Source organism: Virgibacillus salinus (assembly GCF_900102415.1).
Classification (GTDB): Bacteria; Bacillota; Bacilli; order Bacillales; family Amphibacillaceae; genus Lentibacillus; species Lentibacillus subterraneus.
This window is the reverse complement of sequence record NZ_FNKD01000006.1, coordinates 65,566-80,087: the sequence shown is the minus strand read 5'-3', so window position 1 is coordinate 80,087 and position 14,522 is coordinate 65,566. Positions and strand designations below refer to the sequence as shown.

The 14,522-nt window shown below is 38.4% G+C and carries 11 protein-coding genes, 1 rRNA gene and 1 other annotated feature; all 12 genes read left to right on the top strand.

Going from position 1 to position 14,522, the window contains the following annotated elements; translation table 11 throughout:
- The first annotated feature begins 1 nt into the window (after position 1).
- The 12 genes from rrf (at position 2) to BLS02_RS18600 (ending at position 14,521) form a co-directional block, all read left to right on the top strand.
- Positions 2-117 (top strand): 5S ribosomal RNA (rrf, locus tag BLS02_RS18655).
- Positions 118-580: 463 nt separating this feature from the next.
- On the top strand, positions 581-1,279 hold the full coding sequence (locus BLS02_RS18650; RefSeq protein WP_092494543.1) for an MgtC/SapB family protein: 699 nt from the start codon (positions 581-583) through the stop codon (positions 1,277-1,279).
- A gap of 641 nt (positions 1,280-1,920) precedes the next feature.
- The gene (locus tag BLS02_RS18645) at positions 1,921-2,388 is read left to right on the top strand and encodes a CtsR family transcriptional regulator (RefSeq protein WP_092494542.1); all 468 of its coding nucleotides are present in this window, start codon (positions 1,921-1,923) and stop codon (positions 2,386-2,388) included.
- A 15-nt stretch (positions 2,389-2,403) separates the two neighbouring features.
- A complete protein-coding gene (locus tag BLS02_RS18640) occupies positions 2,404-2,940 on the top strand; it encodes a protein-arginine kinase activator protein McsA (protein WP_092494541.1) in 537 nt (178 codons plus the stop codon).
- Positions 2,937-4,001, top strand: coding sequence for a protein-arginine kinase McsB (locus tag BLS02_RS18635; RefSeq protein WP_092494540.1), 1,065 nt, complete (start codon positions 2,937-2,939; stop codon positions 3,999-4,001). The genes BLS02_RS18640 and BLS02_RS18635 overlap by 4 nt, the downstream gene beginning before the upstream one ends.
- Positions 4,002-4,017: 16 nt before the next feature.
- On the top strand, positions 4,018-6,450 hold the full coding sequence (clpC, locus tag BLS02_RS18630; RefSeq protein WP_092494539.1) for an ATP-dependent protease ATP-binding subunit ClpC: 2,433 nt from the start codon (positions 4,018-4,020) through the stop codon (positions 6,448-6,450).
- A gap of 852 nt (positions 6,451-7,302) precedes the next feature.
- The gene (gene radA / locus BLS02_RS18625; RefSeq protein ID WP_092494538.1) at positions 7,303-8,676 is read left to right on the top strand and encodes a DNA repair protein RadA; all 1,374 of its coding nucleotides are present in this window, start codon (positions 7,303-7,305) and stop codon (positions 8,674-8,676) included.
- Positions 8,677-8,871: 195 nt separating this feature from the next.
- Positions 8,872-9,969 (top strand): PIN/TRAM domain-containing protein, encoded by a 1,098-nt coding sequence (locus BLS02_RS18620; protein ID WP_092494537.1) that lies wholly within the window; start codon positions 8,872-8,874, stop codon positions 9,967-9,969.
- A 191-nt stretch (positions 9,970-10,160) separates the two neighbouring features.
- A complete protein-coding gene (gene gltX, locus BLS02_RS18615; RefSeq protein WP_092494536.1) occupies positions 10,161-11,630 on the top strand; it encodes a glutamate--tRNA ligase in 1,470 nt (489 codons plus the stop codon).
- 44 nt (positions 11,631-11,674) lie between these two features.
- Positions 11,675-11,890 (top strand) — a binding site (T-box leader).
- Positions 11,891-12,071: 181 nt separating this feature from the next.
- A complete protein-coding gene (gene cysE, locus BLS02_RS18610; RefSeq protein WP_092494535.1) occupies positions 12,072-12,740 on the top strand; it encodes a serine O-acetyltransferase in 669 nt (222 codons plus the stop codon).
- Complete coding sequence (gene cysS / locus BLS02_RS18605; RefSeq protein WP_092494534.1) at positions 12,721-14,133, top strand: cysteine--tRNA ligase; 1,413 nt, start codon at positions 12,721-12,723, stop codon at positions 14,131-14,133. The genes cysE and cysS overlap by 20 nt, the downstream gene beginning before the upstream one ends.
- On the top strand, positions 14,123-14,521 hold the full coding sequence (locus tag BLS02_RS18600) for a Mini-ribonuclease 3 (protein ID WP_092494533.1): 399 nt from the start codon (positions 14,123-14,125) through the stop codon (positions 14,519-14,521). Before cysS ends, BLS02_RS18600 begins: the two co-directional genes overlap by 11 nt.
- Position 14,522: the final 1 nt, after the last annotated feature.

Sequence of the window (14,522 nt, the reverse complement as noted above, 5' to 3'; positions counted from 1 at the left end):
GTCTGGTAGCATTAGCGGAGAGGACACACCTGTTTCCATGCCGAACACAGTAGTTAAGCTCTCCAGCGCCGATGGTAGTTGGGGCTTTGCCCCTGCAAGAGTAGGACGCCGCCAGGCATTATAAAAAGCTAAGGTACAACATTGTATCTTAGCTTTTTTCTATATGAGAAATTTTTAAATTAGATTTTGCCTAATTAACGACTCAAGTAAATACTATTCATTTAAACTGTTACTCCGACACAGCTAAAGCAGTGGGGTTATGAATCCATTGTCCTTCTTCCGACCGGCAGCCATAGTTTATGTTTTCATACGCTCGGCATTTAGGGTAGTTCAGGACACTGAGACAATCAGAACTTTTACGGTTAAAGCAACCTCTGTTACCATGAACGGCCGCATCTTTTGGCTCTCGCAAGCCCGGTGCTAAACCGCCAATAGTATCGTCAATTAATCACTTTCGTTTATGATGTATCTGACCTTACTTTCATCCCATGCTTAAAGCGATGAGCTCTATCGTTCGTGAAAAACTGTAATTTAGTTTAAAATAAAAGGATATATATAGAAGTAGTGAGGAGGATAGTTAATGATTGAATATATAGATCAATTTTTTGGCGATAATTTTCCAACCATTATGGTTCGCGTACTTATTGCTTTACTCCTTTCAGGGTTAATCGGGTTTGAACGAGAATTAAAAAATCACTCAGCTGGATTTCGTACCCACATTTTAGTGGGAGTAGGTTCCTGTTTAATGATGCTATTATCCTTATATGGTTTTGAAGAATTTATTGGAGAATACGACAATATTCGTTTTGACCCAGCACGTATACCTTCTTATGTTATAAGTGGAATTGGGTTCCTTGGTGCTGGTACTATTATTGTAAATGGAATGACTATCCGTGGGCTAACTACTGCTGCTTCTATATGGACGGTTGCTGGATTAGGTTTAGTAGTAGGTGCTGGAATGTATGCTCCAGCAATGTTTACGACATTAATCATCTTGTTAAGTCTCGTTTTTTTAAACAACATTGAAAAGTTATTCACTAAAGCACGATCTTCCTATCTAATTGAAATTGTTGCTCTGCCTGATTTGAAAATAAATAATATTATATCAATCTTTGAATCATATAATTTATCCATTAAACAAGTCGAAATCGAACGAGTTGATAACAATCTTCGTAATATATTTATTAAGATTTATCCAAATCAAGATTTAGATCGTGTATCACTGTTCGAAGAAGTATCAAAAATAAAACATGTCAAAAATATCATTGAGCGAAAATAATTTATTAAGAACCTTGCGATTAGTTATATCGTAAGGTTTTTTTCATAAATTAAGCAAGCAACATGGCTGTCGATTGCGCAGCCACCATCTGTCATGAAAATGTTGTAATCGAATTTTCATATAAATAATGTTGAAAGGTTTTGCGAACACCAGGGACCTTATTTCTTACAAATCCCATCTATTAACCAAGATATATGTAAAGTAAGGGCTTCTGTGTCCGGATAAATTCTAAAAGGTAACTTTTTATAGAAATAGCGTCTCCTGTGTCCGCTAAAAAATAAAAGGTTTAGAAAAAATTTATTTCGCTAAACCTCCGTTGCTCCGCAATGCGCAACCATCTGTTATGAAATTGAATTTGTAATAGAGCTAGAGAGGTGTTTTCATACAAAATAATAGATCCTTTGAATGCATAAGTGCAATTAAGGATTATCTATATTAAGGGTTGGCGCTAAGCCAAGTTTTCTAATGTTTCATTTATCTTTAACTTGGCTAAAATATGTATAGAACATTGTATTTGCATAAGAATTAATTTAAAGTATAATAAAAATATAGTCAAAGTTAGTCAAAGTCAAAACTAAAAATTAAAAAGAGTTGGAAAGACATAAAAGGGTAAATCATAAGATGAAAGTGGGGGAGGGTATATGAGTAACATTTCAGATATAATTGAACAACATTTAAAGAAAATTCTGGAGGCTGCTAGGCAGGATGCGATTGAGATTAAACGAAGTGAGATCGCTGATCAATTCCATTGTGTGCCATCACAAATTAATTATGTGATTAATACACGCTTTACAGTGGAAAAAGGGTATATAGTTGAAAGTAAGCGTGGTGGTGGAGGATATATCCGTATTATCCGGATTCAGCATCAGGACAAGTCTGAATTAATTGATGATATTATAGAGATGATAAATCCTCAAGTAACACAACAAGCTGCACTTGATATACTGGAAAGGTTGCTAGAAGAAGAAATTGTTACAAAACGTGAGGCGAAAATTATTTTAAGCGCTATTGGCAGAAATACACTGGCATTTCAATTACCTTTACGAGACGAGGTTCGCGCCCGTGTGTTAACTTCAATGCTTTCGACTTTAAAATATTTAAATAAATAAAAGGGGAGAGAATATATGGAATGTCAAGAGTGCCATAAACGGCAAGCTACCCTTCATTTTTCGCAAGTTATTAACGGCAATAAAACAGAAGTACATGTTTGTGAAGTCTGTGCAAAAGAAAAAGGATATATGACATATCCTGAAGAAGGATATTCCCTTCATAATTTATTATCTGGTTTATTTAATTTTGATACTTCATCTATAGACAATCAAAAGGGCTCATCATATAAACAGGCACAAGATTTGCAATGTCCGCAATGTGAAATGAGGTTTTCTGAATTTAAACGTGTTGGTAAGTTTGGTTGCGCTGAATGCTACCGGACCTTCTCTGAACGTTTAGATCCAATTCTTCGTCGTGTGCATAGTGGTAATACGAAGCATCATGGCAAGATTCCTACCCGTAAAGGTGGAGATTTGCACATGAAGAAGGAAATAGAGTCACATAAGGCAGAATTACACCATTTAATTGAAAATGAAGCTTTCGAGGATGCTGCAAAGGTTAGAGATAAAATTAAAGAATTGGAAAAACAGATGCGAGGTGATAATACATGACCTTACAAAACTTTATGAATGAAGCCATTAGCCCATGGATGAGAGAAGAAGGTCCTGATAGTGATATTGTATTGAGCAGCCGGATTCGGTTGGCACGTAATTTTGCAGATTATTCATATCCAATATTAGCTAATCAGAAAGACCTTCAAAGCATAAGTCAGTTTTTTCAGGATGAATACGAACATAAATCTTTTCAGGATTACCTGAATTTCGAATTTATACCTATTAGCAGTCTAAAACCAGTCGAAAAGCGTGTTCTGGTAGAAAAACATTTGATTAGTCCGCACTTAGTGGAGCATGATAATTCCGCAGCAACACTCATTTCAAAAAACGAACAAGTATCTGTTATGATAAATGAAGAAGATCACATTCGGGTTCAGCTTTATTTTCCCGGTTTCCAATTAAATAAGGCACTTGAAAAAGCTTTCGAATTTGATGATTGGCTAGAAGAAAAAATTGATTATGCATTTGATGAGAAACATGGCTATTTAACTACTTGCCCGACAAATGTTGGAACAGGGATGCGGGCTTCTGTTATGATGCACCTTCCGGCATTAGCATGGTCTCAGCAAATTAATCGGATGATACCGTCAATAAATCAGCTGGGCCTTGTTGTTCGTGGTATTTATGGTGAAGGCAGCGAAGCTATTGGAAATATATTTCAAATTTCCAATCAGATTACACTAGGGAAATCCGAAGGAGATATTGTTGAGGATTTACAAAGTGTTGTCCAGCAGTTAATTGAACATGAACGTAATGCTCGAAATAGAATAATGGAGCAGTCGAGTACGAAATTAGAGAACAGAATCTATCGATCATACGGAGTATTGGAATATAGCCGAATATTGGAATCAAAAGAAGCAGCAAAGTGTCTATCGAATGTTCGGCTTGGAATTGATTTGGGAATTATAGAAAAAGTACCTCGTAATATACTTAGTGAGTTAATGGTTCTCACTCAACCTGGTTTTTTACAGCAATATGCAAAAAAGAATTTAACAGCGAGTGAGCGAGATGTATTTAGAGCATCATTAGTTCGTGAACGGCTGCAATTAGAGAAATAGGTAGGAGGAAATCGATATGATGTTTGGACGTTTTACAGAAAGAGCACAAAAAGTGTTAGCATTATCCCAGGAAGAAGCAGTACGACTGGGCCACAATAATATTGGCACAGAGCATATATTATTAGGACTTGTTCGTGAAGGTGAAGGCATTGCTGCAAAAGCACTGCAATCATTAGGATTAGAGGTTCCAAAAATACAAGAAGAAGTGGAAAAGCTAATTGGTGTAGGCAAACAACCAATGCAAACGATTCATTACACACCACGAGCTAAGAAAGTAGTCGAGTTATCTCAGGATGAAGCACGTAAATTAGGTCATTCTTATGTAGGAACGGAACATATTCTATTAGGTTTAATACGTGAAGGCGAAGGTGTTGCAGCACGTGTTTTGAATAACCTTGGTGTCAGTCTAAATAAGGCGCGGCAACAAGTACTTCAGCTATTAGGCAGTAACGAATCGCAAGCAGGTCGCCAGGGACGTGGTAATGCACAGGCATCAAGCGCGAACACTCCAACATTGGACTCACTGGCACGTGACTTAACTGTTAGTGCAAAAGAAGGAAATGTTGATCCGGTTATTGGTCGTGGGAAAGAAATTGAAAGAGTAATTCAAGTACTTAGCCGCCGGACTAAAAACAATCCTGTCTTAATCGGGGAGCCGGGTGTCGGTAAAACAGCTGTTGCGGAAGGATTGGCTCAGCAAATAGTCGATAATGAAATTCCAGAAACATTACGTGATAAACGTGTTATGACACTAGATATGGGAACTGTAGTTGCAGGAACCAAATATCGTGGCGAATTTGAAGATAGGCTTAAAAAAGTGATGGAGGAAATTCGTCAGGCAGGCAACATTATCCTGTTCATCGATGAATTGCATACATTAATTGGAGCTGGTGGAGCAGAAGGTGCTATCGATGCATCCAATATTCTTAAACCCGCATTATCCCGTGGCGAACTGCAATGTATTGGTGCCACTACACTTGATGAATATCGTAAATATATTGAAAAGGATGCTGCGTTAGAACGGAGATTCCAGCCAATTCAGGTAGATGAACCAACATTGGAAGAAACGGTTCAGATTTTGAAGGGGTTACGTGACCGCTATGAGGCCCATCATCGTGTGACAATTCCGGATGATGCTGTAGAGGCAGCAGCAAATCTGTCAAACCGTTATATTACAGACCGGTTTTTACCAGATAAGGCCATTGATTTAATTGATGAAGCAGGTTCTAAAGTTCGACTGCGCTCTTATACAATTCCGCCAAACTTAAAGGATTTGGAACAGAAACTGGAAGAAGTTCGTAAAGAGAAGGACTCCGCAGTACAAAGTCAGGAATTTGAAAAGGCGGCATCGTTACGTGACTCAGAACAGCGTCTGCGTGAAGAATTAGAAGAAACCAAGAGTAAATGGAAAGAAAAGCAAGGTCAGGAAACTTCAGAGGTATCTGTTGAAGATATTGCTAAGGTTGTTTCTACATGGACTGGTGTGCCTGTTTCTAATCTCACCAAAGATGAAAGTGACCGTCTGTTAAATTTGGAGAAAACATTACATGACCGTGTAATTGGTCAGGAAGAGTCCGTAAACGCAGTATCAAAAGCAATCCGCCGTGCTCGAGCTGGATTAAAAGATCCTAAACGCCCCATTGGGTCATTCATTTTCCTAGGTCCAACAGGGGTCGGTAAAACCGAACTTGCACGTGCGTTAGCTGAGGCAATGTTTGCTGATGAGGAAGCGATGATTCGAATTGATATGTCTGAATACATGGAAAAACATTCTACTTCCCGTCTTGTAGGATCCCCACCTGGATATGTAGGCTATGAAGAAGGTGGTCAGCTTACTGAGAAAGTACGAAGAAAACCATATTCAGTTGTATTATTAGATGAGGTTGAGAAAGCCCATCCAGAAGTATTCAACATCTTACTACAGGTACTTGAGGATGGTCGCCTAACTGATTCAAAAGGCCGTGTCATTGATTTTCGTAACACTGTTCTCATCATGACTTCCAACGTAGGTGCAGATGAGTTGAGACGGAATAAATATGTTGGTTTTAACTTGGAAGAAGAGAATCAGGATTACAATAATATGAAAACCAAAGTAACCGAAGAGTTGAAAAAAGCATTTAGACCAGAGTTCTTAAATAGAATTGATGAAACGATAGTATTCCATTCATTAGAGCGCAAACACATGAAGGATATTGTCACATTAATGATTAAACAATTGCAGCATCGTTTGAAACAACAGGAAATAGAATTCACGCTTACAGATAAAGCGGTAGAAAAGATCGCTAATGAAGGATTTAATCCTGAATATGGGGCACGCCCATTACGCAGATCCATTCAAAAGAATATAGAGGATTTACTATCTGAAGAATTGCTGAAAGAAACTATTTCAAAAGGTGAAAAAGTAAAAATAGGGTTAAATAACAAGGGAGAATTTACTGTCTTATCCTAAGAAGGCTCTAAATATACTGCAAAAAGCTGAAAGGTACCTCCCTTTCAGCTTTTTTAGCAGTTAAGAAAGTATAAATACTTTCTTACTGCATAAGGGCAACTAAGGCTTATCTATATTAAAGCTTGGCGATAAGCCAAGTTTTCTAAAGCAATGCTTAAAAGCTTATTGTTATTAACTAAAAAAAAGCTGAGAGCTATGACACCGCTTCGGAAATACAGTTCGCTTTCCGTGGGCGGCTGATGAGCCTCCTTGCTCCTACGTCGCTGCGTAGTCTCATCTAGGCCTCAGTTCCCACAGGAGTCTACGTGTATTTCCTCCGCTGTTGACTGGAGTAGGAATCGCTATATAAATGTGTGACAGCACTACACTAGTCCGGGTGAGCGGAGGGCGGTGACTCCAGTGGGAACAGCACGTGTCCGAAGACCCCGCAGTGCAACTAAATGAAGGCCGACTAAAACCGTCCTTTGCGGACAACGTCGACATACCCCTTGCCGGGGCAAGGAGGCTAAGGCCGTGCCCTAAGGTGCGCATCCGCCCGTAGCGATCTCGGACGGCGGGACGAGAGTTTATAAAGAGTTACTTCGCATTTTATATCTTTTGTGGCAAAAACAGCAATCTTACTAAAAGAGCATTAGCAGTTAAGAAAGCTCTTGCTCTTAACATAGCAAAACATCAGAATCCTTTTAGCGATTAGTCAGGATTTCTAATTCATCACACTTAACAAGGAAAGATGTTAAACTAGTTATTGTGGCATAAGTATGTAAATTTTTTTGTTTAATTGATAGAATTCTGTAACCTTCATGTTACGTTTTTCGTATAGAATAGAAGGTGAACTGAAAGGGTTGAATCACATTGGCAAAACGGAAAGTGAAGTTTGTTTGTCAGGATTGTGGCTATGAATCTGCAAAGTGGATGGGTAAATGTCCAGGTTGTAATAATTGGAACACATTAGTAGAAGAAATTGAAGCATCAAATATGAAAAACAGACATACAGTAGGTGGGGAAGCAAAAGCTGCCCGTAAACCAGAGAGTATTACTGCAATTGATTCAGAGAAAGAACCCCGCATGACAACAACGATGAAGGAATTTAATCGTGTACTCGGCGGTGGTATTGTTCCAGGTTCACTAGCGCTAATTGGCGGTGATCCAGGTATCGGGAAATCCACATTACTTTTACAAATATCAGCCCAATTAGCTGAAAAGCAATTACCAGTTCTTTATATATCTGGTGAGGAATCTACTCGCCAAACAAAGCTCCGTGCAGACCGATTGGGAGTTAAGTCTGATTTGTTATACGTACTGGCCGAAACTAATTTACTTGATATTGCTAATCAAATTGAACAAATCAAACCGTCTTTCGTCGTAATTGATTCCATTCAAACTATTTTTCGCGAGGAAGTTACAAGTGCACCAGGGAGTGTATCGCAAGTACGTGAATGTACGAGTGAATTAATGAGGATTGCTAAAACAAATGGAATTCCAATCTTTATTGTTGGACACGTAACGAAAGAGGGTGCGATTGCGGGGCCACGAATGCTTGAACATATGGTTGACGCAGTTCTTTATTTTGAAGGGGAACAACATCATACACATCGTATTTTACGCGGAGTTAAGAATCGCTTTGGCAGTACACATGAAATGGGAATATTTGAAATGAAGGAAGAAGGGCTTAGAGAAGTGTTAAATCCTTCTGAAATTTTCTTGGAAGAACGCTCTCAAGGTACGTCAGGGTCAACTGTTGTTGCCTCAATGGAGGGGACAAGACCTGTTCTGGTTGAGATCCAGGCATTAATATCACCGTCAAGCTTTGGAAATCCAAGAAGAATGGCAACTGGAATTGACTCAAATCGTGTTCCATTGTTAATGGCTGTATTAGAGAAGCGTGTTGGATTAATGCTCCAGAATCAGGATGCCTATATAAAAGTAGCTGGGGGAGTAAAGCTTGATGAGCCAGCAATAGACTTGGCAATTGCAGTGAGCATTGCCTCGAGCTTTCGTGATCAGCCTACCAAGCCGGAGGATATTATTATTGGAGAGGTAGGACTGACAGGAGAAATAAGGCGTGTGTCCCGGATTGAGCAACGTGTACAAGAAGCGGCCAAACTGGGATTCAAACGGGTTATTTGTCCAAAGAAAAACCTGGAAGGCTGGAAAGCACCTGAATCGATACAGGTAGTTGGTGTTAATACTGTACAGGAAGCATTGGATATTGGATTGGATAGATAAGCAGTAATTCAGTTAAAAATAAATTGACAGACATAATGTCATGTGTTAAGATTTATGGTTTATTAAATTGACTGTTAATTGCAGTTATGCTATGGTTTAGTTGATATTATAAGTTTTTTACACTTCCAAGATTATTTTTATTTAGGGTTATTTTTAGAAAAATAGGTAATAATAAAAAGATAGGAGGTGACGGTGGTGCTGAAAAAGATTGTCCATTTATTTTTTATTATTAGTGGAGGTACCATTGGGTATTTATATATACCGGATATTATAGAATTATTAGATTTTACAGATGCAAGTTGGGTAGCATCCCCATATGTTGGTTTAGTTTTAGGTGCAATTATACTATCTCTTATTTCTTATTGGCTGGCTGATTATATTGTCGGATTATTAAGGTGGATTGAGGAGGCACTTATTAAAGTGCCTGTTGGTGACTTATTTTTTGGCAGCCTGGGATTAATTATTGGTTTAGTTGTTGCATATCTGATTAATATTGCACTGAAAGATATTGATATTGAGTTTGTTTCACAGGTAATTCCATTGTTTGTTACCATTTTACTTGGTTACTTTGGTTTTCAAGTTGGGTTTAGACGAAGAGAAGAATTCGTGAACTTATTAAATATTAGTAAAAAGGAACGCGAAAAGCGGACTGCAACTGATGGTGACTCTAGTGAGCAGACGCAGCCTAAGGCTAAAATCTTGGATACAAGTGTTATTATTGATGGACGTATAGCTGATATTTGCCAAACCAGTTTCTTAGAAGGAACCATTGTGATTCCGCAGTTTGTATTAGGAGAATTACAACATATTGCTGATTCATCAGATGTATTGAAACGTAACCGCGGAAGACGTGGATTGGATGTTTTGAACCGTATCCAAAAAGAATTGCCGGTTAAAGTTGAAATATACGAAGGTGATTTTGAAGAGATACAGGAAGTTGATAGCAAATTGATAAAACTAGCGAAAGTAATCAATGGTATCGTTGTTACGAATGACTTTAATTTGAACAAAGTGTGTGACCTTCAAGGTGTACACGTTCTAAATATTAACGATCTCGCAAATGCTGTAAAACCAGTGGTATTGCCTGGTGAAGAGTTAATGGTTCAAGTAATTAAAGACGGTAAAGAGCAAAATCAGGGTATTGCTTATTTAGATGATGGCACAATGATCGTTGTTGAAGAAGGCCGCGATTACATCGGTAAAACGATTGAGGTACTTATTACTAGTGTTCTGCAAACATCTGCAGGAAGAATGATTTTTGCTAAACCGAAATTACTTGAAAAAGCGCTGTAAAAAAGGTATAACTTATAGAGGATGGAAAAGTGATAACGTAATATGTTATCACTTTTTCTAAGTAGTTAAGAAAGTATAAATACTTTCTTACTGCATAAGCGCAACTAAGGCTTGGAGATAAGCCAAGTTTTCTAATACTAAATGTACTGTATACTTTATATATTGTTAATTAATAGAAAGGGGTACCCAACATGACAGATCAAGTTCGTGTTCGTTATGCGCCAAGTCCTACTGGTAATTTGCACATAGGAAATGCGCGGACGGCACTGTTTAATTACTTATATGCTAAGCATTTTGATGGGAAATTTATTATCCGGACGGAGGATACTGACGAGAAGCGAAATGTTGCAGGGGGAGAAGAGAGTCAGCTTAAATATTTAAAATGGCTTGGCATCGAATGGGATGAAGGTGCTGACATCGGTGGAGACTATGGCCCATATCGTCAGATGGAACGGTTGGATATATATGATAAGTACGTAGATGAATTGCTTGAAAAGGGATTAGCCTACAAATGTTATATGACCGAAGAAGAACTTGATCAGGAACGAGAAGAGCAACGTGCTAAAGGACAAGTTCCAAAATACTCTGGTGCACATAGTGATTTGACGGCAGAAGATATTGCCCAGTTTGAACAGGAAGGACGTAAGCCGAGTATTCGTATGCGTGTTCCTGCTAATCAGAATTATACATTTAATGATATTGTAAGAGGTAACATAAAGTTTGAATCAAGTGATTTTGGTGACTGGGTAATTGTCAAAAAAAGTGGCACACCAACATACAATTTTGCCGTTGCGATTGATGACCATTTAATGCGTATTTCACATATCTTGCGCGGAGAAGAGCATATTTCCAACACGCCTAAACAAATGATGGTATATGATGCCTTTGGATGGCAAGCGCCAAAATTTGGTCATATGACACTCATTCTGAATGAAGATCGTAAAAAGCTGAGCAAACGTGATGAGCATATTCTGCAATTTATTGAACAATATCATAATTTAGGCTATTTGCCTGAAGCATTATTTAACTTTATTACGTTGCTTGGCTGGTCTCCGGTAGGAGAAGAGGAAATCTTTAATAAAGAGAAATTAATTGAGATTTTTGATCCTGAGCGGTTATCAACGTCTGCGGCAATTTTTGATCAGCATAAATTAAAATGGATGAATAATGAGTATATTAAAGCAACTGATATTGAAAAAGTAATTGAGTTAGCAATGCCGCACTTGATTGAGGCTGGAAGATTATCTGAAGATATGGATGCTTCTACAAGGGAATGGGCAGAGAACGTTATCACATTATATCGGGAACAACTGCGATATGGAGCAGAAATCATTGAATTAACGGATTTGTTTTTCAAGGAATCAATTGATTACGATGAAAGTGCCATGGAAATATTGCAACAGGAGCAGGTACCTGAGGTATTGCAGGTTTTTACAGACAAACTAATCCATTTGGATGATTTTACGAAGGATTCTATTAAAGCAGAAATTAAGGCAACGCAAAAAGAAACAGGCCACAGAGGTAAAAAGTTATTTATGCCAATTCGAGTTGCTACAACTGGACAAGCACATGGTCCAGAGCTCCCAATGGCGATAGAATTATTAGGAAAAGAAATTATTTTAAGCAGATTAGATAAAGTATTAAAAAAATTAGAAGCTTAATTAATTCACATCGAGCCGAAAATATAATATAGTAGTAATACAATATTGGAGCGTTGATAAGGAGAAGTAAAAAACGGATGACTTATCCAGAGAGAATCGCCTGAGGCTGCGAGCGATTTAAAGCATCGTTTTTGAAATGCACCTTTGAGCCCGTTATGGAAGAAATGTACATAACGGCGGTACTCTGCCGTTATTAGAGTATAAGTTGGGAGAAGCGATATCTCCAAACAGAGTGGAACCGCGCCATAAGCGTCTCTGTGTATTGAATACACAGGGGCGTTTTTTTAGCAGTTAAGAAAGTTTAAATAAATTCTTACTGCATAAGTGCAACTAAGGCAATTTAAAGTATAAGGGGTTTTAAGAAAGTAAAATACCTTTGATAAAACTCCTTAAACGAATGCCAAGTTATCTAATGCCAAATGGGGAGGAGGCGTTGTCATTATGGGATTTTTTAAACGAATGAAAGAAGATATGGATGTAGTCTTTGAACAAGACCCAGCAGCAAGGAATTATTTTGAAGTAGGTTTAACATACTCGGGGTTACATGCAATTTGGAATCATCGTATTGCTCATTTTTTCTTTAAGCGGAGGTTATATTTTATTGCGCGAGTTATATCACAAATTAGCCGTTTTTTAACTGGTATTGAAATACACCCTGGTGCGAAAATCGGCAGGAGGTTTTTTATCGATCATGGTATGGGAGTTGTGATTGGTGAAACCTGCGAAATTGGTGATAATGTTACCGTTTTTCAAGGGGTAACGTTAGGTGGTACAGGGAAAGAAAGAGGAAAACGTCACCCAACTATTAAAGACAACGCCCTTATTGCAACAGGTGCCAAGGTGCTTGGCTCAATAACCATCGGCGAAAGTTCTAAGGTCGGAGGTGGTTCGGTAGTATTAAAGGATGTACCTGATCACTCAACGGTTGTAGGGGTGCCTGGACGTGTAGTCGTTCAAAACGGTCAAAAATTACGTAAAAATCTCGACCACCATAAATTGCCAGATCCTGTAGCAGATCGCTGTGATCGGCTGCAAGAGGAAATTAACTCATTACAAGAAGAACTAGCCAAGGTGAAAGAAGGGAAGCAAAATGCCGATAACCATTTATAATACATTAACACGCCAAAAAGAAGTATTTAAGCCACTTAAAGAAGGTAGAGTCAGCATGTACGTGTGTGGCCCAACTGTCTACAATTATATTCATATTGGGAATGCCCGTCCTGCTATTGTTTTTGATACAGTACGAAGGTATCTGGAATATAAAGAATATCAAGTTGACTATGTGTTAAATTTTACAGATGTTGATGACAAGATCATTAAGGCTGCCAATGAGGTGGGCGAAGAAGTATCGGAAGTTGCGAATCGATTTATAGATGCCTATTTGGAGGATGTCGGTTCCTTGGGTGTAAAAAAAGCAACCTATAATCCACGAGTTACTGAGGCAATGAGTGATATTTTGACGTTTATCGAAACATTAATTGCAAAAGGGTATGCATATGAAGTTGAAGGAGATGTCTACTTTAAGCCTCGCTCATTTGATGGATACGGGAAGTTATCACACCAATCAATTGATGAATTGCGTTCAGGTGCACGTATAAAAGTAGGTGAGAAAAAAGAAGACCCGCTTGATTTTGCGTTGTGGAAAAAAGCAAAGGATGATGAAATAGCCTGGGAATCCCCGTGGGGACAGGGCAGGCCGGGCTGGCATATCGAGTGCTCTGCAATGGCCAAAAAATACCTTGCTGAAACAATTGATATCCATGCCGGTGGACAGGATTTGGCGTTTCCGCATCATGAAAATGAAATCGCACAATCTGAGGCAATGACAGGTAAATCTTTTGCCAAATACTGGATGCATAATGGGTATATTAATATTGACAATGAAAAAATGTCCAAATCGCTGGGTAACTTCGTATTGACGAGGGATATCATTCAACAGCATGACCCGCAGGTGGTTCGGTTCTTTATGCTAAGTGTTCATTATCGAAATCCGATAAATTTTACTGAAGAATTGCTGGAAGGTGCTAAAAATAGCCTGGACCGTATTAAAAATGCCTATTTCAACTTGGATCATCGTAAACAAACAAGTATGGACATGGATAAAAATGCAGATCAGTGGCTGGAAAAAGTTACGAAGCTGAATGAACAATTTGAGGAATCAATGGATGATGACTTTAATACTGCAAATGCAATTTCGGTCTTGTTCGATTTAGCCAAAGAAGCTAATCTCTATCTGCAGGGAAAACACACCTCCATAAAAGTAATCGAAGCATTTCAAAACAGCTTCACCACTTTACTGGATGTGTTGGGTATTTATATTGAGCAGGAAGAGGATTTACTCGATGAAGAAATTGAAGCATTATTGCAAGAACGAGTGGAAGCCAGAAAGAAACGGGACTTTAATCGGGCAGATGAAATACGCGATAATCTAAAAGAGAGGAGTATTATTTTAGAAGATACTCCTCAAGGAACCCGCTGGAAAAGGGATAGTAATGAGTCTTGATGTAAAGCAAATGAAAAGTTTAGCTCTCGCTTACATGGGTGATGCTGTTTATGAAGTCCATGTAAGAGAGTATTTATTACAAACTGGTAAAGTGAAACCGAATCAGTTACATCGGTCGGCGATATCTTTTGTGTCGGCAAAGGCACAAGCTGCTGTTATATTATATTGGCTGGAAACGGAACTTCTTTCTGAAGAAGAGGAAGGAGTAGTTTCCAGAGGGCGTAATGCAAAATCTGGAACAGTCCCTAAAAATACGAGTGTACAAGCATATAATTATAGTACGGCGTTTGAGGCGTTAATCGGTTATCATTATTTGCAAAAGAATGAAAGCCGGTTAGACGAGTTGATAACACAAGCAATTCAATTCAGCGAAGGGAGGAAAGGCTAAT